At 69.1% G+C, this 21,195-nt stretch carries 17 protein-coding genes; 8 read left to right on the forward strand and 9 right to left on the reverse strand.

The genetic code is table 11. The annotated features are described in order from the left end of the window. The first annotated feature begins 184 nt into the window (after positions 1-184). Complete coding sequence (locus OHB44_RS06955; protein WP_330439964.1) at positions 185-3,169, forward strand: glycoside hydrolase family 3 protein; 2,985 nt, start codon at positions 185-187, stop codon at positions 3,167-3,169. Positions 3,170-3,220: 51 nt separating this feature from the next. Here the strand turns inward: OHB44_RS06955 and OHB44_RS06960 are convergent, their stop codons facing one another. The 3 genes from OHB44_RS06960 to OHB44_RS06975 are packed head-to-tail and all read right to left on the reverse strand — an operon-like array spanning position 3,221 to position 6,749. Next, entirely contained in the window at positions 3,221-5,332 is a 2,112-nt protein-coding gene (locus OHB44_RS06960; RefSeq protein ID WP_442932687.1) for a CotH kinase family protein, read from the reverse strand. Next, complete coding sequence (locus OHB44_RS06970) at positions 5,329-6,150, reverse strand: polyphosphate polymerase domain-containing protein (protein ID WP_330439965.1); 822 nt, start codon at positions 6,148-6,150, stop codon at positions 5,329-5,331. The genes OHB44_RS06960 and OHB44_RS06970 overlap by 4 nt, the downstream gene beginning before the upstream one ends. Then, the gene (locus tag OHB44_RS06975) at positions 6,147-6,749 is read right to left on the reverse strand and encodes a DUF4956 domain-containing protein (RefSeq protein ID WP_091393400.1); all 603 of its coding nucleotides are present in this window, start codon (positions 6,747-6,749) and stop codon (positions 6,147-6,149) included. Before OHB44_RS06975 ends, OHB44_RS06970 begins: the two co-directional genes overlap by 4 nt. 1,077 nt (positions 6,750-7,826) lie before the next feature. Between OHB44_RS06975 and OHB44_RS06980 the strand changes: the two genes are divergently transcribed. Further along, positions 7,827-10,502, forward strand: coding sequence for an RICIN domain-containing protein (locus OHB44_RS06980; RefSeq protein ID WP_330439966.1), 2,676 nt, complete (start codon positions 7,827-7,829; stop codon positions 10,500-10,502). A 43-nt stretch (positions 10,503-10,545) separates the two neighbouring features. Here OHB44_RS06980 and OHB44_RS06985 read toward each other — a convergent pair whose 3' ends face one another. After that, positions 10,546-11,736 carry a DUF1996 domain-containing protein gene (locus tag OHB44_RS06985; RefSeq protein ID WP_238684727.1) on the reverse strand — a complete coding sequence of 397 codons (1,191 nt, stop codon included), beginning with the start codon at positions 11,734-11,736 and terminating at the stop codon, positions 10,546-10,548. A 190-nt stretch (positions 11,737-11,926) separates the two neighbouring features. After that, positions 11,927-12,229: an amphi-Trp domain-containing protein gene (locus OHB44_RS06990; RefSeq protein WP_238684726.1), complete on the reverse strand. Its 303-nt coding sequence runs from the start codon at positions 12,227-12,229 to the stop codon at positions 11,927-11,929. A gap of 153 nt (positions 12,230-12,382) precedes the next feature. Here OHB44_RS06990 and OHB44_RS06995 point away from each other — a divergent pair, with 153 nt between their 5' ends. Beyond that, complete coding sequence (locus tag OHB44_RS06995) at positions 12,383-12,679, forward strand: DUF6582 domain-containing protein (protein ID WP_210781038.1); 297 nt, start codon at positions 12,383-12,385, stop codon at positions 12,677-12,679. Between the two features lie 64 nt (positions 12,680-12,743). After that, the gene (locus OHB44_RS07000; protein WP_330439969.1) at positions 12,744-13,961 is read left to right on the forward strand and encodes an FUSC family protein; all 1,218 of its coding nucleotides are present in this window, start codon (positions 12,744-12,746) and stop codon (positions 13,959-13,961) included. Between the two features lie 16 nt (positions 13,962-13,977). On the opposite strand, the gene OHB44_RS07005 is transcribed toward OHB44_RS07000, so the two are convergent. Next, positions 13,978-14,403, reverse strand: coding sequence for a VOC family protein (locus OHB44_RS07005; RefSeq protein WP_238684724.1), 426 nt, complete (start codon positions 14,401-14,403; stop codon positions 13,978-13,980). A 164-nt stretch (positions 14,404-14,567) separates the two neighbouring features. On the opposite strand from OHB44_RS07005, the gene OHB44_RS07010 reads away from it, so the two are divergent. After that, complete coding sequence (locus OHB44_RS07010) at positions 14,568-16,397, forward strand: glycoside hydrolase family 15 protein (RefSeq protein WP_330441193.1); 1,830 nt, start codon at positions 14,568-14,570, stop codon at positions 16,395-16,397. A gap of 9 nt (positions 16,398-16,406) precedes the next feature. On the opposite strand, the gene OHB44_RS07015 is transcribed toward OHB44_RS07010, so the two are convergent. Next, entirely contained in the window at positions 16,407-17,222 is an 816-nt protein-coding gene (locus OHB44_RS07015; RefSeq protein ID WP_330441194.1) for a DUF72 domain-containing protein, read from the reverse strand. A 124-nt stretch (positions 17,223-17,346) separates the two neighbouring features. Between OHB44_RS07015 and OHB44_RS07020 the strand changes: the two genes are divergently transcribed. After that, on the forward strand, positions 17,347-18,357 hold the full coding sequence (locus OHB44_RS07020) for a glycosyltransferase (protein WP_330439970.1): 1,011 nt from the start codon (positions 17,347-17,349) through the stop codon (positions 18,355-18,357). 61 nt (positions 18,358-18,418) lie between these two features. After that, positions 18,419-19,147, forward strand: a complete 729-nt coding sequence (locus OHB44_RS07025; protein ID WP_330439971.1) for a Clp protease N-terminal domain-containing protein — start codon at positions 18,419-18,421, stop codon at positions 19,145-19,147. A gap of 10 nt (positions 19,148-19,157) precedes the next feature. Here the strand turns inward: OHB44_RS07025 and OHB44_RS07030 are convergent, their stop codons facing one another. Then, positions 19,158-19,676 (reverse strand): hypothetical protein, encoded by a 519-nt coding sequence (locus OHB44_RS07030; RefSeq protein ID WP_203122260.1) that lies wholly within the window; start codon positions 19,674-19,676, stop codon positions 19,158-19,160. Between the two features lie 149 nt (positions 19,677-19,825). Beyond that, a complete protein-coding gene (locus OHB44_RS07035; protein WP_238684719.1) occupies positions 19,826-20,020 on the reverse strand; it encodes a DNA repair protein in 195 nt (64 codons plus the stop codon). A 169-nt stretch (positions 20,021-20,189) separates the two neighbouring features. Between OHB44_RS07035 and OHB44_RS07040 the strand changes: the two genes are divergently transcribed. Next, positions 20,190-20,852 carry a GNAT family N-acetyltransferase gene (locus OHB44_RS07040; protein ID WP_330441195.1) on the forward strand — a complete coding sequence of 221 codons (663 nt, stop codon included), beginning with the start codon at positions 20,190-20,192 and terminating at the stop codon, positions 20,850-20,852. Positions 20,853-21,195 lie beyond the last annotated feature (343 nt).

Here is a 21,195-nt window from a genome sequence, read left to right on the forward strand (position 1 = left end):
TGCCCAGTCATTGGCGTGCATCTATAGTTGCGCGGATCACAACAATCATGGCCGTGGTGACGCGGCCGGGTCGTCGAAGCGCTTCGACGATTCGTCGTTCAGGCCCGTCAGCCGGGTGTCGAGCCTGGTCACGCCGGCCTCGGCGCCCGACTGGGCGTCTGTCGTACGACATGAGGAGAACCGCATGCGGAACTGGCGCCTTCGGCGCGGAATCACCGCGCTCGCGCTCGCCCTGCTAGCCCTACCGGCCGTTCCCGGCACCGCGCTCGCCGAACCCACCTATCCGTTCCGAGATCCCCACCTGCCCGTGAACGTCCGGGTCGACGACCTGCTCGGCCGGCTCACCCAGGACGAGAAGATCTCCTGGCTGCACCAGTACCAGCCGGCCATTCCCCGGCTGGGCATCGGCCTGTTCAAGACCGGGACCGAGGCGCTGCACGGGGTGGCCTGGTCGACCGACATCGACAACAACGGCGCGGTGGTCAAGGCTCGCGGCACCGTCTTCCCACAGCCGGTGGGCATGGCGAGCACCTGGAACACCGACCTGATCCGGCAGGTCGGCTCGGCCGTGGGCGACGAGGCGCGCGGCTACCACGCGCAGAACCCCAGGGTCTGGGGGCTCAACCTGTGGGCGCCGGTGGTCAACCTGCTGCGCGACCCCCGGTGGGGCCGCAACGAGGAGGGCTACTCCGAGGACCCGCTGCTCACCGCCGAGATCTCCACCGCGTACGGCTCGGGAATGACCGGCGGTGACCCCAACCACCTGAAGAGCGCGCCGACCCTCAAGCACTACCTGGCCTACAACAACGAGGTCCGACGCGACGTGACCTCCTCGAACGTCCCGCCTCGGGTGCTCAACGAGTACGACCGCGCCGCCTTCAAGCCGGCCATCGCCGCCGACGCGGCGACCGGGATGATGGCCGCGTACAACCTGGTCAACGGCCGTCCGGCAACAGTGGACCCGGACCTGGCCACAGTGGTACGCGACTGGACCGACCAGCCGCTGATGAACGTCACCGACGCCTGGGCGCCGAACAACCTCGTCGCCTCGCAGGGGTACTACCCGACCCAGGCCGAGGGGAACGCCGCGATCATCAAGGCCGGCCTCAACAGCTTCATCACCGACGACACCAACGCGCAGCCCACCATCACCGCCATCAAGCAGGCCCTCGCCACCGGCCTGCTCACCGAGGCGGACATCGACGCCCGGATCCGCGAGATCCTGAACGTCCGGTTCCGGTTGGGTGAGTTCGACCCGGGCGGCGGCCGGTACGGCGGCATCACCCCGGATGTCATCAACAGCCCCGAACACCAGCGACTGGCCCGGCAGGCCGCCGGCGAGGCGATGGTGCTGCTGAAGAACGAGCGGCAGGCGCTACCGCTGAACCCGGCCCGGACCCGCAAGGTGGCGGTGCTCGGCCCGCTGGCCGACACCCTCTACTCGGACTGGTACGGCGGCGACCTGCCGTACGAGGTGACGGCGCTCGACGGCATCCGCGAGCGGCTGGGCAGCTCGGCCAGTGTGAGCGGGTTCGACGGGGCGGACCGGATCGCCCTGAAGGACGTGTCGACCGGCCGGTACGTCTCGGCAACCGGCACCACCGACGCCGACCGCGTCCTCGGAACCGGCGCCACCCCGGCGCTCGTCGCCCAGTTCGACGTCGTCGACTGGGGGCAGGACGTGGTGACGCTGCGCAACGCCGCCAACGGCCGCTACCTCGGCTACAACTGGGGGCCGTTCCTCACCCGGGACGAACAGCCGAACGGCTGGTACGTCCAGCAGCAGTTCAAGCTGGAGCCGCAGGCCGACGGCACCGTGGTGCTGCGCTACGTCGGCTACGAGACCAAGGAGAGCTGGTTCGGTGCCGACACGTACGTGACGATCGGCGACGACGGCGCCCTCAAGCTCGGCGCCTCGACCCCGGCCGCCGCTACCCACTTCAGTCGCGAGCTGATCAGCAACGGAATCCACCGGGCCGTGGCGGCGGCCAAGGCGGCCGACACCGCAGTGCTGGTGGTCGGCAGCAACCCGTTCATCAACGGCCGCGAGGCACACGACCGGACCTCAACGGCGCTGAGCGCCGGCCAGGAGGCGCTGGTCAAGGCCGTGGCCAGGGCCAACCCGCGGACCGTTCTCGTGCTCCAGACCAGCTACCCGGTCACCATCCGATGGGAGCAGGAGCACGTACCGGCCATCGTCTGGACCACCCACGCGGGCGCGGAGACCGGTCACGCCGTCGCCGACGTCCTCTTCGGCGACCGCAACCCGTCCGGCCGGCTCACCCAGACCTGGTACCGCTCGGACTCGCAACTACCACCGGACCTGCTGGAGTACGACATCATCTCGTCCGGGCAGACCTACCTGTACAGCCGCGCGAAGCCGCTCTACCCGTTCGGCCACGGGCTGTCGTACACCCGGTTCCGGTACGGCCAGCTGCGTGCCGGTGCCCAGTCGGTGGCGGCCGACGGCACCATCACGGCCAGTGTCGACGTGACGAACGTCGGCAGCCGGACCGGGACCGAGGTCGTTCAGCTCTACACCCACCAGCGCACCTCACGGGACACCACCCCGATCCGCCAGCTCAAGGCGTTCCAACAGGTGAAACTCGCACCCGGGCAGACCCGTACGGTGACCCTGCGCCTGCCCGCCGCCGACCTGGCGCACTGGGACGTCACCCGCAGCAAGTGGGTGGTCGAGTCGTCGGTCCACGACCTGATGGTCGGGGCGTCCGTCGAGGACATCCGGGCCCGCGCCGCGGTCCGGGTCCGCGGTGAGACCATTCCGGCCCGCGACCTGTCCCGGCCCACCAGGGCGGAGAACTTTGACAGGTACGCGGGTGCCCGGCTCGTCGACGAGACGAAACCCAGCGGTACGGCGGTCGGTGCCACCGCCGCCGGTCAGTGGATCTCCTTCGACGGTTCCGGGCTGCGAGCCGACGCGCGCACCTTCACCGCGAAGGTCGCCAAGGCCGGAGCGGGCGTCGGCACGATCCAGATCCGGTTGGGGTCGCCCACCGGCCGGCTGCTCGGTACGGCCACAGTGCCCAGCACCGGTGACGACTACCGGTACGTCAGCACCAGCACCGAGTTGGCTCGGGCCGTCGGCACTCACGACGTGTACCTGGTGTTCGACTCCCCGCTGCGGCTGGCGGAATTCTCCATCAGGTGACCGAAGCCCCGGGCCGGGTCGAATGTCGACCCGGCCCGGGACGTTGGTTGGTCAGCTCGCCGTGCAGGTCAGCGTCGGTGTGCTGGGCGCGCCGGTGGACGAGCCGAGGAACCCGAACGCGGTGCTCGCGCCGACGCCGAGTGCCCCGTTGTAGGCGACGTTGCGGGCGGTGACCGTCGAGCCCTGGCTCGTGACTGTCGCGTTCCAGGCCTGGGCGACGCTCTGGCCACCGGTGAAGGTCCACGTCACGGTCCAGTTGCTGATCGCCGAGGTTCCGGCGGTGACCCGTACCTCGCCCTGGAAGCCGCCGGTCCACTGGCTGGTCACCGTGTACGTCGCGGTGCAGCCCGCCGCCGGCGGTGGTGTGGTGGGCGGTGGGGTGGTGGGCGGTGGTGTGGTCGGCGGTGGCGTGGTGGGCGGTGGCGTGGTGACGGACCCACCCCAGCCCGCGGTGGAGTCCAGCCAGGCGGCGCGTCGCAGCATCCAGTCCCGCATGACCTGGACCTGCCCCTGCCAGGTGGGCGAGGTCGGGGTGCGGAAGAAGCTGACCGTCGGCGCGGTCAGGTTGGGCCAGCGTTGGAAGTTGCGCTGGGCGGCGTTGGTCAGCGGGGCCGCGAGGGCATTGACCCGGGTCTGGAGCGCGGCGTCGGAGAGCGGGCCCCGTCGCAGCGTCTGCCAGCGCGATCGGGCCTGGTTGACGAACGCGGGGTCGCGCAGCAACTGGGCGAACCAGTCGTTGGCCGACGGTTGCCGGGTCTGCTGGTGCTGCCAGCCCGACACCTGGTCGTTGGCGAAGAATCCACCGACGCCGAAGCTGAGGTCGAAGTCCCACAGCGGACCCGCGAAGATCTTGCTGTCTCGGTCCTTGTAGAAGTGTGAGCTGCGGACGTAGGCGTCCATCTCCCGACTCAGCTCGTTGACGATCATGAGGTTGATGAACGAGTCGACGTCGATGTACTTGCGGTAGCCCGTGGTCGGGTCGGCGAAGTTCGACGAGTGCAACACGTCGTTGAACTCCTGGAGGTGACCGCGCAGCCAGTCCCGTTGCTGCGGTTGCAGGGGCGACGGGTCGGCGACTTCGAGGTAGTTCCAGCAGGTGGCCGCCGGCCCGGTGCACGGCAACGTCGGCTCCTCGGCCGCCATCCACTCGAATTTCCAGATGTACCCGCCCTGGATCTTCGGCAGTGTCACGTCGTCGGCGTCCAACTGCTTCAGGTCGAGGCGGTCCTTGGAGTTCTTGATCGTCTCCATCAGCATGTAGACGCCCATGTAGTCGCTGGCACCCACCGGTGCGGCGTCCGTGTTGAGGTAGAACTCGGCGAACGCGTAGCGCGGGGCGGGCAGCCCCATCTCGCGCCCGAGGTCGTAGACGAGCGCCTCACGGATCAGCGCCTTGTCGGGGAACGGGCCGCGCAACACCCAGTCCGAGTCGGCGGGCATGCCCAGCACCGGGTGGTCGGCGTCGTCGTCCTCGTTGTCCCAGAACTCGACGCGGAACGGCGTCTTCTCGAACGTCGCCGACGAGTTGCCGCGCAGCCGGAATCCCGCGCGGGTGCTGAGTGTCGGGGCGGCCGCCAACGATGTGGTGCCGCCGCCCGTCGGTTCGAAGATCATTGTGGTGGCGTCGAAGTACTCACGGTCGGGCCGACCAGCGCCGTACGAGTCGATCAGCACTACCGGCAGGTCGTGGGCGGTGGTGACGTTCTGGGCGGCGTACATGGCGGTGCCGGGCGCACCGGTCGGTGTCTGGCCGACGAACGCCTGAGCCCGCAACTGGGTGGTGCGGGTGAAGCGCAGCGCCGAGCCCGAATAGAGCGACGACTGGGCGGTCGGCGGCTGCCCGTTGGTGGTGTAGCGGATCTGGGCGCCGCTGACGGTGCTGCTCAGCGTCACCGCCACCTCCCCCTGGAAGGTGCCGCTGGGCACCGAGAAGGTGATGTCGCCGACCAGGTCGTCTGCCACGGCCGGTGCGGCGGCGGCATCGGCCGCCGGGGCACCGGCGAGCAGTTCGGTGACCGGTTGGGCGGCCTGGACAGCGGAGACGGGTTCGGCGCCGGCCGGTGGCGAGGACACCACGAGGAGGCCTGCGACGAACACGGCGGTGGCGGCGATCCCGGCGGCACGAAGGGCCGCCACCGGAAGACCGGTGTTGCGGGTGGTCATGCGCACGATGCCTCCTGTTCTGATCGGGTCGGAACTGTCAACTCCAGGAGCGCCGAGGACGGGTCGGCGCGGAAATGGCGGCGTAAGGTCCGTCGCCACGGCACGTCTGGAAGGTCCACGCGCAGGGCCGCGAGACCGGTGGCGTACTTCGAGATGCGTACGGGACGGGTCCCGCGTTGCCACAGCGCGCGGTCGACCAGAGAGGGGGCCGAGCTGGTCTTGGTCTCGACCACGGCGATGCCGGGCAGTCGCAGTGTGCGGTCACCGTCCTGCCAGGTGAGCCCGGTGTCGATGGTGACCCGGCTCGCGGTCGCGGGGAGCAGCAGAGTGGAGCGACGGTAGCTGGTGACCAGCATCGGCTCCAGCGGGCTGCCGGTGAGATTGGACAGAATCGACTCCCGGTCAAGCACCTCGTCGACGAACCCGCGCCCGGACCGGACGGTGCGGCGGTCCTCGGCCAGATACGGCAGTCGGTGCTTGGTGACCCGTCCGCGTGCTCCGCTGATCTTCACTTCGAGCCAGCACTGGGCGGAGTCGAGGTAGGTCCGGGTCCGTACCTTGAAGCGCCTGCGCCGCCGGTACGCGGCGCAGTGGTAGCTGGCCAGGCAGGGCGTGTCGAAGTACACCGACTCGTACCGGAAGCTGCGCTCACCATCGATGTCCAGCACCCGGGCGTACGGGCTGAGCTGGTCCAGCAGGTACGGCAATTCGCCTACCGTCAGGACGTACTTGCGGTCCACCCTGCACTGCAGCGCTGCCCTGTCGATCACCTCGGCCAGTGCGATCGGCGTCAGCGTCGCCAGCTGTGGCGCGCTCATCGGAGTGCCCCGGCCCGTACCGACTTGCTGGTGCCGGCCGCCGCGCTGCGCCGGGCGACCGAGTACCGGACGTCGACCACAGTGGTCTCGTTGACCATGTCGAGCCGCTGGACGATGGCGTTGTGCACCCGGGCGTTGAGCAGCTGCTCCAGCTGGGCGACGAGAGCGACGTGATCGGTGACGGCGGAGTCGAGCACCATGATCTGGTGCCGGTAGTGCCGGAGCAGCCGTCGGTGATCGCCGACGAACATCACCGCGACGATGAGTGCCATCAGGCCTCCGCTGAGCCAGACCGAGGTGGTGCTGAGTGCGCCGAGAATGCCCAGTGCGAGAGCGGAGAAGTAGTACGCGACCTCGTGCTGGTCGAGCTCCGTCGACCGGAGTCGGATGATGGAGAGCACTCCGAACAGCGCCAGCCCCAGCCCGAGCCCGGCACCGACGTCGCTGGCGCTCAGCGCGCTCGCCACCGCGAGGACGCCGACGTTGACCCCCAGATAGGCGACGACCAGGTCGCGTCGGCGGTGCCGGGGGAAGTAGAGCCCGAAGACGAGCAGCGCCACCGCGCAGATGTCGATCGCGAACAGGACGAGCTGCGACATCGCTGGGGTTCCTCCTGGTTCACGCCGGAGCGGACCGACGCCAGACCGCCGTCGCTGCGTGGCGACCTGCGGAAGGTGGCCGGACCTCCGGGCTACTTTTCGGTAAACTTTCGGTATTTCGTTGGCGACTGTAAGCAGAACATCAATGCAAGTCAATGTGTGATCCGTGTGCACCGGCAGGTCCCCGGGCCGGCTGGCGAGGGTGTGGTGCGTCTGACGTGGGCATGCCCGGGACGCCACCCCGGCTCACGAGGTCGCCGAAACTTTCGGAGCCTTTCGGGTCGCGCGGCCTCTTTATTGATCGAGTCCTGGGAGTGGGTTGATCGTCGGTCCGGCCGGGGGTCGCTGAGCCCTCTCGCGACCGCTCGGGTGGGCGGGGGCCTAGTACCTGCGGGCGCCTATGGAGCTGATGCCGTAAACGAATCAGGCAAGGGGTCGGTGGTGTGCCCGGCGTCGGGTCCGGTTGGCCTTCCCCGGGCCCGGTCGCGACGAACCGTGCGGGCGAGCCGCCTGGCGGCAATGTCGTGGGGATCGTGTGGGGCTGTGTCGCTGGAGCGGTTCGAGGGGTCGGCTGTCGGTGATGTCGTAGGCGATTCAGCTCCAAAGGAGGACCGGACCAACGGCGTCCCCTGGTCCGGCGTCCCCTGGAGGGCTGTGGTTGCTCGCGACGTTCAGCGCCCTGCGCTGCGGGGCGCAGGCCGAGGCCGCCGTCCAGTTGTCGATCGCCGAGGTGCGTGCGAGTGGTCGCGGGCCTCCACGACGAGCCTCGCGTCGTCCCTGCGGATTCGTCGGACGACGTAGGCAGGGTTGTATGGCCGGCGTGGTTGATCTGCCCGATCCGACGGCATTTCTGCATAGACGCCCTCCAATTGCCGGTTGCATTGGTCAGACGTGTGACCTACGCTCCCAGTAAGAATTTCGGGGCGGTTAACAAAGAGTGCGGTCGGGGCGACGGAAGTCCCCGCCGGCCCTTAGTGGCGTCGCTGTTCCGTACTCGTCGCTCGATACGCACTTTGGGCACCACATCGACGACCAGTGAGAGGAACAGACGTGAAGTCAGCCATATCCACCGCTCGAATGTCAGTGTTGGCGGTGGCGGCGCTTGTCGCCGCCACACTGCCGGCAGTGCTGACAAACCAACTACCGGCCTCGGCCGCAGTCCAGGCGACCTACTATGTCGCCCCGGACGGTAACGACGCCAATCCGGGGACCATTCAATCGCCGTTCAAGACGGTTGAACGCGCGCGGGACGTGGTTCGCACCATCAATTCAACGATGAGCGGCGACATCAACGTGTATCTCCGCGGCGGGAGATATCCGGTCACCAGCACCGTCGAGTTCGGCGCCAGCGACTCCGGAAACAACGGGTTCCGGGTCGCCTACGCCGCCTATCCCGGCGAGACGCCGGTCCTCGACGGCGGCGTCCCGGTGACCGGGTGGAGCCAGCACAGCGGCAACATCTGGAAGGCGCCGCTCGATCGCGCCAACAAGCTGCGGGCGCTCTACGTCAATGACAAGCGCGCGTTCATGGCGTCGAAGACGATCAGCTCGGCGGGCTGCTACGGGACGTACAACATCACTGCCAACCAGGCCGCGTGGGCCTGGGAGTCAGGTTCGCAGTGCGACGGCGCGAAATACAGCCTGAACGATTTCCCTGCCGTCGCCCGCAACCAGGACGACATCGAGATCGAGACCGGAACGACCTGGACCACGGCCATCGTTGGCGTCCGCCAGGTGACCACGAGCTCCGACGGCGCCAACCGGGTGGCCCTCTTCCAGCAACCCGGTGCGGCCATCGCCCAGGGTTCGTTCAACGGCAACGCCCAGGTCGGTGGCACGCACAAGCTCATGAACGCCTACGAGTTCCTGGACACCCCCGGCGAGTTCTTCTTCGACAAGGGCAGCCGGACGCTCTACTACTACAAGGCCAGCGCCGAGAACATGTCGACAGCGACGGTCTACGCGCCGAACAACGTCTCCACAGTGCTGCGGGTCGCCGGCACCTCGACGAGCAGCCACGCGCGCAACATCACGTTCTCCGGCCTGACGGTGCAGCACTCCGACTGGAACCTGGTCAACGTCGCAGGCTCGGTCCTCAAGCAGGCACAGCAGGGCAATCTGAGCGCGAACGTGTACGCCAAGGGCAACTTCCACGTCTACCACTACCGCAACGTCGACGTGGTTCCCGGCATCGTCCAGGTGCAGAACGCCGACGGGATCCTCCTGCAACGCAACCGGGTCCAACACACCGGTGCCGACGGGATCAGCATGGTCAACGACGTGCAGGGCACACAGTTGATCGGCAACCACACCAACGACATTGCCGGGTCCGCGATCCTCGTGGGCCATCCGCAGCACGTCTACATCGGGGACGGCACGTCGACCAACCGCGAGAAGTACTCCGCGTCGGTCGAGGGACTACCGAAGAACATCGACATCAAGAACAACTACCTCTACGACAGCGCGGTCCTGTTCAACGGGCACAGCCCCATCTCCGCGTACTTCGTCGACACCCTCACCATCCAGCGCAACCGGATCGAGAAGACCCCGTGGTCGGGCATCACGCTCGGCTGGGGCTGGTGGAACTTCGACGGATCGTCGGGCTCGATCGTGCCGAACCGGCCGACCACCACGGCGAGAAACAACACCATCAGCTACAACCACATCATCGACACCGTGCAGCGTCTCAGCGACACGGGCCCCATCTACACGCTCGGAAGCCAGCCCGGGACCACCATCACCAACAACTATCTGCAGGGTGTGCCGTCGGGCCACAAGTACGGACTGCACCCGGATGAGGGATCAGCGTTCATCACGTTCCGCGACAACGTCCTGAGTATCGACAAGAACGTCACCTGGATGATCAACTCGGACGATTTCGGGCGGAAGCACGATCTGAGCATCACGCAGATCTACGGCCCGATCAACAAGGTCTCGAACAAGAATCTGCCGAACAGCACGGTCGCCGACATCCTCGTCTCCTCCGACTATGTCTGGCCCGCTGCGGCGTACGGCATCGCCGCGAATTCCGGCCTTGAGGACGCGTACCGGGACATCGTCCCGGCGAGCACCTTCTCCGCGCCGAACTACGTGCTGCCCGCCAGCACCTTCGTCACCAGTGCCACGGCGTCGATCCCGATCCGCAGCACCGGCGACGCCACCAAGTCGGTCTGGCTGGCGCCGTCCGGCACGACCACCTTCACCGCCGGGGCGACGATGACCAGGTCCGCCGGCAACGCCACGTCCATCGCCGTGCCGGCCACCCAGGGCGAGTACCGGCTGTACGTCGTCGACGCTCAGGGCAACCGGTCGGCGGAGTCGACCTTCCTCGTCCGGCAGCAGCAGGGCGGTGGCAGCGGCACGGGGAGCGGGCAACTCGTGGGTGGCCAGTCCGGCCGCTGTGTCGAGGTGCCGAACTCCTCGACCACCAACGGCACTCAGACCCAACTCTGGGACTGCTCCACGGGCGCCAACCAGCGGTGGGCCCAGACCGCCAGCAAGCAGCTGACCGTGTACGGCAACAAGTGCCTGGACGCCTCCGGGTCGGGCACTGCCAACGGCACCGCGGTCATCATCTGGGACTGCCACGGTGGGCTCAACCAGCAGTGGAACGTCAACAGCAACGGCACCGTGACGAACGCCCAGTCGGGGCTCTGCCTCGACGCCAACGGTGCCGCCACCGCCAACGGCACGAAGCTCATCCTCTGGTCCTGCAACGGCGGCACGAACCAGCGGTGGACGCTGCGTAGCTGACCGACCCGACCCCGGGGCCAGGCCGACACGGGCCTGGCCCCGGCTATTTCTGGTAGCCGTAGTTGTCGCAGGTCCGGCGTCCCTGGACACAGTTCTTCGTGCGCTTGTTCATGGTGTCGACGTCCCACATCACGAACGCGTCGCCGTGCATCGACGAGGCGCTCTTGCCCTCCTTGTCGGAGGACAGGTAGTAGCCGGCCGGGGTGCCCTTGGCCGGGTACTGGATGTCGAAGGTGATCGCCGGGATCCGGACCGGGTGACTGGTCGGGCAGGAGTTGCCGCTGCCGTACGCCACATGGTCCTTGTGGTTGGGGCTGTCCAGGTGCTTGCCGTCCCAGCAGTCGGGGAACTGCATCATGAAGTGCAGCGTCGCGTCGCCCCCGCAGATGGGCCAGTTGCCGTTGGTGCTGCGGGCGATGCCGTCGAGGTCACCGGGGCCGTAGAAGGCGCAGTAGAACTGGCCGGTCGCGCCGCGCGGGGTCGGCTTCTTCTTCTTGGCGTCGCCGGAGATCATGCGCAGGCCGTTGGGCATCGGCATCTGGCCTGTCGAGTTCTTGGCGAGCGAGCGGTAGTAGACCCGGAACCCGGTGGTCTCGACCGGCTTTCCCGTGGCGTTGTCGTAGAGCGTGGGCACCCAGTAGGCGGAGTGGTCCTGGACTGGCTTGCAGGAGGTGGCAGTGAACTTCGTCAGGTCGCCGGCGACGGTGTTCGCGTCGACGGCCTTGTTGCCGACGAACGAGTGCATGTGTGACGCGCCCGGTAGGCCGGGCGCGACGATCGGGTCGTCCGGTAGCCGGTGGCTGTACTGGCAGTCCGCCCGGAACTCCGGGAGGTTGCCCACTCCGGACGGGACGGGGTCGACCTTCAACGCCCGGTACGCGTCGGCCTGCGCCTTCCAGGTCGCCCGGTCGACCGGAATCCAGCCGGTCGCCGGGACCTTTGGCGCGGCAGCGGTCGACGGTGCCGCGCCGGTCGACGGGGTCGTGGAGGCCGACGGCGTCGCGGAGGTCGACACCGCCACGCCGGGCGACGCCGGCTGCCCGGCCGGTGGTGACGGGTATTCGAGGGCGTTGGCCGCGTTCGACGGCTTGGGCTGCGCCGCGCCGTTGCCCAGGTACACGCCCCCGGCCGCGATGACGAGTACGGCCGCCGCGCCGACGGCCACGCCGAGCCTGTTGCGGCCGAGCCAGCCAGGAACGCGATGACGGGGCGGCTGCGGGCTTTCGTAGGACACGGGGTCTCTCCCAACGAGTGGACGCCAGGATGACCCGAACGGCCACGGCCGCCGAATGGTAGGCGCTTGCGGCTCGCGCTCGGAAGGTCTTTAAACCTTCCTTAAAGTACGCGGGCTGGCCGCGTACGTGGGCACTGTCCGCCGGATCCGACGGACGGTGCCCACGCCCGATCTCGGGTCGGCGACGTCGCTAGGGGGCGGCGTGCGGCGTGGTGTCGGCCGGCTCGGCGGCCTCGTCGTCCTTCGAGGGCTCCTCCTCGTCCGCCACCTTGACGCGCGCGGGCTCGGTCCAGGAGAACTCGATCTCGACGGACACCTCCGTCTCGCTCTCTCGCTCGATCTCCAGCTCGCACCGCACCGTGTCCGCGACCGTCACCGCACCCGCCGCGCCGTAGAAGAGCCGCCCGTCAGACTCCAGCTGGTTCGCCAGTTGGCGCAGCCAGGCGGCCAGGTCGGAGCGTGACACCGTACGGGAGTCCTCATAGATATCCATGCCGGCCATGCTCGCACTCCACAAAGGACGACGTGTGCAGGGCTTCGGCCTCGACCCGAGGTGTCGCCATGATATGGATCTTGCCGGTGGCGGTGGTCGGGGAAATGTCGGCTTCGGAGGTGCTGCCGGACGGCGTGCGGGTAATGCTGGACGATGACATCAACCTGGAAGCCCCACGAGAAGCACGGCGGCCTGTCGGACAAGGACAAGCGCGAGCTGCCGGAGACCGTCTTCGCGTTCCCCGGCAAACGCAAGGAACCGATGACCGATGCCAGCCACGTCCGCAATGCCGTCGCCCGGTTCGATCAGGTGCAGGGCGTCACCGACAAGGACCGGGACCTGGCCTTTCAGAACATCCTCGCCGCCGCCAAGCACTACGGTGTCGACGTCGCCGAGACGAACTGGCGCCAGCTCGGCAAACTCCCGCACACGCCGAACCCCGCCCACTGACGGGGATCCGCACGATTCGGCTCGCTGGCCGGATAGGTCCGTATCCGCTGGGTAAGCGGCGCGGATGCCCGCCAAGCAGGAGCCGGCAGCCGACAACGACCCGCCCCCGCACGGGGTGTCCCGGGTCGACCGAACCTGGGCCGGTCTGCGCGAGCGGGTGCGGCACGGGCTGGGCTCCCGCGCCTGGCGGTTTCGCCTCTACGGGCTGCTCGCCGTGCAGGCCGGCGTCGCGGCGACGATAGCCTGGTTCGTGGGGGCCCAGTTCCTGGACAATCCCGCCCCGGTCCTCGCGCCCACCACAGCGGTCGGCATCGTGGCCGCCTCGATGGGCACACGCCTGCGGCGCACCATCGAGCTGCTGGTCGGGGTCGTTCTCGGGCTCGCCGTCGGTGACGCGGTCATGCCGCTGTTCGGCATCGGGCCCTGGCAGACCGGCCTGGTCGTCGTACTGGCGATCATCGTCGCCATCCTGCTCAAGGGCGGTGGCTCCCTGCTCACCCAGGCCGGTGGCACAGCGGTGCTCATCGCCACCCTGGAACCGCCAGTGCGTGACCTGTCCGTTCCTCGCTTCGTCGATGCTGCGGTCGGCGGCCTGGTCGGCTTGGCGGTCGGTCTGCTGGTGGTGCCCATCCACCCGCAACGGACGGTGCAGCGGCTGGCCGAACCGGTCCTCGACCCGGCTATCGACGCCCTGCACAACCTGGGCGCGGCGCTGCGCCGTCGGGACCTTGACGGCACCGAGCAGAGTCTGACCGGCCTGCGGATCCTCGGGTCGCGGGTGACCGCGCTGGACGAAGGGCTGGAGGCTGCCCAGGAGGTGGTACGACTGGCGCCGCTACGGTGGCACCAACGTAGGTTGCTGGCCCGCTCCACCCAGGCCGTCAAACATCTCGAGCGCAGCCTCTACGGCTGTCGGGCCGTCGCGCGAAGACTCACCAAGGCTCTCCGGGAGGATGAGCCGATACCGGAGGAGTTCGCGGCAGCCGTCGAGCTGCTGGCCACCAGCATGCATACGCTGAGACGCACCACCACTCCCGAGCGGGCGGATCCGCAAAAGGCGCGCCAGCAGATCCTGACCGCTCTCAAGCTGGTCGGAGAGGCGCAGGGCCCCGCCGCCCCGGATCCCACCCGCCCCCACTCCCACCGGTTGGGCTACTCCGGGATGATCGCCGCGGGTGAATTCCGCATGGCCGCCCAGGACCTGCTCATCGCCAGTGGGTTGGACACCGAAGAGGCGGCAGCGCTGGTGCGGCGGACGTCGGGTCGGGACGAGTGGGACTGAACGGCCCGGGCACCCGTCAGGTCGCCTTCAGCGAGGCGAGGACGTCGAGGTAGTGCGGGTTCTTCATGACCCCCAGCACGTTGCCGAACGGGTCGACCACCGCCGCGGTGATGAACCCCTCGTCCCCGTGCGGGGTGATCGGCTGGTACTCCGTGGCACCCAACGCCAGCAGCCGCTCGACTGTCGCGTCGAGGTCGTCGACGCACCAGTGCATGACCACCCCGCCGGGCCCGGTCGCCGGGCCGGCCGGTGCGTACCTGCTGTCGATGATGCCCAGCTCGGCCTGGTAGTCCCCGATGCGGAACTCGGTGTAGGCCGGGCGTCCGTCGGGGCCGGGGCGCATGAAGTACGCCTCGATGCCGAGGAAGTCCGCGTACCAGGCGGTGGCCGCTTCCACGTCGTCCGCCCAGATGTTCAGGGTGGCGAATCCTCGCAGGCTCATCAGGTGTCCTCTCGTCGATGTCGTTGATGTCGACGCTATCGACGATTGCGGAAGGTTTGCTTCCGCAATAAGCGGTGGTCTCGACCGTGTCGAGCCGCGGGCCGCATCTTTCGCCGGTGCCCGGGTAGTCGCCGCCATTGCCAGTACTCATGGCGGGGGATGGCGTGGACAGCTACCCGGCAGTCGAGGACCACGGTCTGATCGGTGATCTACAGACCGCGGCACTGATCAGCACGGACGGTACGGTCGACTGGTTCTGCGCGCCCCGCTTCGACTCGCCGAGCGTCTTCGGCGCGCTGCTGGACCGCCGCAACGGCGGCCACTTCCAACTCTCGCCCGAGAATGTCGACTACACGAGCAAGCAGCTCTACCTGCCCGGTACGCCGATCCTGATCACCCGCTTCCACAGCGCCGACGGTGTCGGCGAGCTGTTGGATTTCATGCCGGTCACCGGTGCGGAGGCCACCGATCGGCATCGGTTGATCCGGCTGGTGCGGATGGTTCGGGGGAGCATGCGTTTCCGCTTCCACTGCCACCCACGGTTCAACTACGGGCGCGACTCGTACGAGCTGGAGGTGCACCCCGAGGGCGACGTCTTCCGGAGCCCGACGATGGACCTCACCCTGGCCGCCTTCAAGAACTCGCTCCACGAGTTCGACGCGAGGGACATCAAACGGGACACCGACGGCGTGTCCGCGTCGTTCACCCTGCACGCCGGCGACATCGGCGGGGTGGTCCTGGAGACTGCCTGTCCGCACGCGCCCCGAGCACTCAGCACCGACGAGGCGTGCGATCTGCTTGCCGAGACCCGCGACTACTGGCGGCGGTGGGTGAGCGGTTCCCGCTACAAGGGCCGTTGGAGGGAGGTGGTCGAGCGGTCGGCGATGACCCTCAAGCTGATGACGTACGCACCCACCGGCGCCCTGGTCGCCGCGCCCACCGCGGGGCTGCCCGAGCAGATCGGCGGGCAGCGGAACTGGGACTACCGCTACACCTGGATCCGGGACGCGTCCTTCTCCGTGCACGCGCTGCTGCGCCTGGGCTTCACCGAAGAGGCCGAGAAGTACCTGCTCTGGCTCGACGCGCGCATCCGTGAGGCACGGGACGGCAACCTTCCCCTGCAGATCATGTACCGCATCGACGGCTCACCGGACCTCCCCGAAGAGGTGCTGGGTCACCTGGAGGGATACCGCGGCTCCGCGCCGGTGCGGATCGGCAACGGCGCCGCGGGCCAACTCCAACTCGACATCTACGGCGAGGCGCTCGTCTCGTTGGAACTCGCGGACCGCAACGGGCTGATCGCGCCGTACGAGGGTTGGCGCAAGACGGCCGGGCTGATGGACTGGCTCTGTGCGCACTGGGACCAGCCCGAGGACGGCATCTGGGAAACCCGTTCCGGCCGGCAGGACTTCACCTACGGTCGGGTGTTGTCCTGGGTCGCGCTGGACCGGGCCATCCGCATCGCGCGACGCCGGGGCCGACCCGGCGACATCGCCCGCTGGTCCGCCGAACGTGACGCCATCTACGAGCAGGTGATGACTCGTGGGTTCAACCAGGAACATCGCGCGTTCGTGCAGCACTACGGGTCCGACATCCTGGACGCGTCGCTGCTGGCGATGCCGGGGCTGAACTTCATCTCGCCGACCGACCCGATGTGGGAGTCGACGCTGCGGGCGATGGACACCGGCCTGGTCTCCGACAGCCTGGTCTACCGCTACGACCCGAAGGCCTCGCCGGACGGTCTCGCCGGCACCGAGGGCACCTTCAACATGTGCACCTTCTGGTACGTGCAGGCGCTCGCCCTGGCCGGCCGGATCGACGACGCCCGGTTGACCTTCGAGAAGATGCTCACCTACAGCAACCCGCTCGGCCTCTACTCCGAGGAGATCGCGCCGACCGGTGAGCAGATCGGCAACTTCCCGCAGGCGTTCAGCCACCTCTCGCTGATCAGCACGGCGGCCCACCTCGACGACCTGCTCGACCAGCAGGGTTGACCGGTCCGGTCAGAACAGCGTCAGCGGCTCGACGGGGATCGGCTCGGGCAACGCGTCGAGCCCGGGTACGCGTGCCCGTACCTCGTCGTGGAACCGGCGGGCGAGCGCCGGCGCGTCGGCGTTGTCCGGGGTGTGGATGAACATGGTCGGCGAGCGCCCCTCGCGGAGCCAGGTGACTGTCACGTCGACCCAGCGCTGCCACCCCTCGACAGTGCGCGTCGAGTCGTCACGACCGAGGTAGCGGACGATCGGCCGGTCGGTCAGCGCGAGGGACCGGAGCGGCACGCGGGGCTTCTTGGTCCAGGCGTCCCGCTCCGCGTCACTGGTCGGCGGGCTCGCGAAGAAGGCTGTCGTGTCGAAGGGGATCCACTCGGCGCGGGCGGCGGCGAGGGTCGCCCCGAGCAGTCGGGCCGCGCGGGTGTCGGTGAAGAACGCGGGATGGCGGACTTCCACCGCGTACCGGTGGGACCGCGGGAGCTGTTCCAGGAAACGGCTCAGGGTTGGGACGTCGGCGGGCGCGAACGAGCCGGGCAGTTGGATCCACAGGGCGTGGGCGCGCGGGCCGAGCGGTTCGATGGCGTCCAGAAAGACGCGCAGCGGTTCGTCGACGGTGGTGAGCCGGCGTTCGTGCGTGATGACTTTGGGAAATTTGAGGACGAACCGGAAGTTGGGACCCGTCTGGGCTGCCCACGAGGCCACTGTGTCCCGGGCCGGGGTCGCGTAGAACGTGGTGTTGCCCTCCACGGCGTCGCACCAGCTGGCGTAGTGCCGCAGGCGCTCGGCGGGCGGCAGCCGCTGGCCCGGCCACGACCGGTGACTCCACATCGCGCACCCCACGTGCAGACGCATGACCGCCCTTCCCGCCGGTGACCGCGCTCGACCGGAGCCCACCGTATACGGGCCGGCGGACCCGGCCGGGTCCACGGTGCGGCAGGTAGGGTCCGACGCCATGCGTGTGCTGTTCGCCAGTCTTGCGTCCGTCGGTCACACGTACCCGCTGATCCCGCTGGCGATCGCCACCCGGGAGGCCGGGCACGAGGTCCACTTCGCCGCCGGTCCAGAGGTGCACCCACCGCTCGCCGCGCACGGCCTGCGGCCGTTCCGGCCCGGCGACGCCTTCTACGAGGTGTACGCCGAGGATCTTGCTCCTGAGTTGGCGCGGCTGCGGCCCGACCTGGTGGTGCACGAGTGGGGGCTGCCGGGTGCGGCCGTGGCGGCTCACCGGGCCGGGATCCCAGGCCTGTGGCACGGCTTCGGCCGGATGTTTCCCGAGGGCATCGGCCTGGAACTGCCCACCAGGAACCCCGAGGTCGTCGGCCGGCCGCACCTGGACATCTGGCCGCCCTCGCTCCAGGACAAGAACTTCCTCGCCACCGAACGTCGGATCGAGCTGCGACCGGTCGCCTTCTCCACACCGGCCCCGCTGCCCGAACGGGTGAGCGGTCGAACGTCCCGGCCGTTGATCTACCTGACCCTCGGGACCGCGTTCGGTACGCCGGAGCTGCTGCGCACCGCCATCGCCGGCCTGGCGGCGCTGGACGCCGAGGTGGTGGTCGCGGCGGGCCGGGTGCCCCCGGAACAACTGGGCGAGATCCCTGACCACGTCAGCGTGCACCAGTGGGTGTCGCAGGCGGAGCTGCTGCCGCTCGTCGACCTGGTGGTGCACCACGGAGGCAGCGGCACCACCCTCGGCGCGCTCGCGGCCGGCGTACCGCAGTTGCTGCTGCCGCAGGGCGCCGACCAGTTCGCCAACGCCGACACGCTCGCCGCCGCCGGTGTCGCAGTGCGGCTCCTTCCCGGCGAGGTGGACGCGAGCGCCGTCGCCGAGCAGGCGCACCGCCTGCTGTCGCAGCACGGCAACGCCGAGCAGCGCGACGCGGTCCGGGCGGTCGCCGAGGAGATCGCGGCCATGCCCTCGCCGGGGGCCGTCGCTCGACTGCTGCCGGAGTACGCCGCCTGATCTGACACAACATCGTCAACTCAGGGTTGACGCGAGGAGTGCGTCAACCTATGGTTGACGCATGACAGATCCTCTTCAGATGGGTAACACCGTCAAGCTCGACGACCTGATCCAGGCGATCAAGACGGCGCACACCGACGCGCTCGACCAACTCACCGACGCGGTCATCGCCGCCGATCACCTCGGCGAGGTCGCCGACCACCTGATCGGGCACTTCGTCGACCAGGCACGACGCTCCGGCGCCTCCTGGACCGACATCGGCCGCAGCATGGGGGTCACCAAGCAGGCCGCCCAGAAGCGCTTCGTGCCGAAGGCGACCGAGGCGGCAGCGCTCGACCCCAACGCCGGCTTCGGCCGGTTCACCCCGCGTGCCCGCAACGTGGTGATGGCCTCGCAGGAGGAGGCCCGGGCCAGCGGAAACGCCGAAATCGGCCCCGAGCACCTGGTGCTGGGCCTGCTGGCCGAGCCGGAAGGGCTGGCCGCCAGGGTGATGGCCGGTCGCGGCGCCACCCCCGAGGCGGTACGGGAGGCGGTCGACGCCGTCCTCCCACCACGGGCCGAGCAGGTTCCGGACCTCATCCCGTACGACGCGCGCGGCAAGAAGGCGCTGGAGCTGACCTTCCGGGAGGCGCTGCGCCTCGGGCACAACTACATCGGCACCGAGCACATGCTGCTCGCACTGCTGGAGCAGGAGGACGGCGCCGGCGTGCTCACCAACCTCGGCCTGGACAAGACGACGGTCGAGGCCGACCTGGCCGCCGCCCTCGCCGCCGCCGTCGGAAAGAAGTGAGAACCCGGGGTCAGGACGCCTCAGGAAAGCCGTAACGCAGGGCGTGCTCCGGATCGGCAGGGTCGATCTGGCGTACGCCCGCGTCGGCGAGGCGCTTGTTGACCTCGTCGAGTTGCTCGCGCACCAGGCGGGCCTCCTCCTCGGTGACCCGGCCCCGGTGTGGCTTGCCGGCGTGCTCCAGCGTGCCGTAGTCGATCTTTTCGGTGGTCTTCCGGGCCTTGGGTGGGCGGACCCGCTCGGCCGTCTTCAACAGCTGTGCCATCGGCACGTCGGTGGCCATCGCGTCGAACTCGCTGGCGGTCAACACCACCCGGCGGGGCTCGCCGCCACCGTGCCGATCGTGGATCTCCACCACCGCCACGTCCAACGCGGCGTCGTCGATGTTCTCCACCTCGCCCGGGGTGGCGTCCAGCTGCACGGGCCCGGCGACCAGGTCCGGGTGCTCCAGCACGACGACGCGGACCACCTCGTCGTCCTGCTGCAGAACCGTGCCGGTGAAGTCGGAGACGTGGATCGTCTTCTTGCCCATGCGCGGAGCTTCTCCTGTCGTAGGCCGGGATGGCGGACCACAAGAAATTACCCGACAGGTGTGCGAAAGCCGCCGCTGGACCTCCTCCGGTGTGTCGCCCCGGGCGAACGTCAGAGGCTTCCCTTCGGTGCCACCCACTCGGTGGTGGGTCAGTGGTTGTTCAGGCGGTGCCGACTGGAGCTTCCGATGGGCAGCTTGTTCAGCCCGGCCCACGACAGGGCGCCGCCGCCGATCGTCCGCGGGTTCCGGTAGCGCGGCTGGGGCGGATTGCCTCCGACGGCTTCCCCCGCCTGCCAGAGTCGCTCGGGGTCCTGCTGGTAGTGGTCGCTCGGCTGAATCGGCATGGGTTCACCGTCCCAAACAAAGGTGTCCAGATATGGAAATACATATGACGGTCGATTCATGTGCCTGGTTCCCGGACCCCTGGCCCACTCGGCCCTGACGTATCCCGCGCCCGGCCCCGCCGTCCGGCGTACGGTGATCGACGACGGGTCGGGTGACGGGGAGGTGCGCATGCTCGACCGGCGACTTCACCTGCACCTGGCCACCTGGCTCGGCCAGTGGCCGGCCGGGCCGGGGTTGCACGTGGTCGCCTCGCAGCGGCGGGCCGAACCGGCCTGGGACGGCCGGCTACGCCCCGCGCTCGCCGTGGACACCGGGCAGAGCGCCGTGCTCTCCGTGGCGCCGGACCGCGTGGCGGCGATCCGCGCGTTGGTTGGCCGTACGCCGGCTCGGCTGCTCGCCGCGCTGCCGGAGGCCGTCGGCCGGCCCGAATTCTCCGTGCATGACGGTCCGTTCCGGTGGAGCCTGGCCCCCGCGCCACTGCCCGACGTGGGGGAGTGGACCGAGCCGACCGCTCCCGGGCTGCCGCCGTGGCTGCGACTCTTCGACCGGCCGGTGCTCGTGGTCCGGGACCCGGACGGCGTCTACCTGGCCGGTGCCGGGATCAAACGGCACGACGCGTACGGGCACGAGTTGGCCGTCGGCACCGTACCGGCAGCCCAGGGGCGCGGCCTCGCCCGTCGACTGGTGGCCCAGGCCGCACGGCGGGTGCTCGACGAGGGAGCCGTCCCCACCTACCTGCACGAGCGGGACAATCACGCCTCGGCCCGGGTCGCCGAGGCGGCCGGCTTCCCGAACCGGGGCTGGCGCGCGTACGGCGTCTATCCGCGCTGAGCGGGGCCCGAAGCCGCAGCGGGCCCGCGATCTTGCACTTTCTGTCGCGACATGGCGGGCATTCCACGCATCTCGACGACCGAAACTGCAAGATCGGCGCGGGCGGGGCGGGGTGGGGCGGGGCGGGGCGGGGTTGGGCGGCGGGTGGGGTGGCGGGGCAATCGGCGCGGACCGTGGATCCCGGGCCGGATCCACGGTCCGCAACCTCCCCCCAGGCCCCGGTACCGGGTGTAACGGCCTCGCCGGGGACGAGCCGCTACGTGTCGATCACGCTACGTATCGAACAGGCTCGGGGCAAGGTTGAAGCTGTCGGTTCGGAGTGTCGAAAAGTGGACTTGACCTG

Origin of the sequence: Micromonospora sp. NBC_00821, assembly GCF_036347035.1 — a bacterium.
Taxonomy (GTDB): domain Bacteria; phylum Actinomycetota; class Actinomycetes; order Mycobacteriales; family Micromonosporaceae; genus Micromonospora; species Micromonospora hortensis.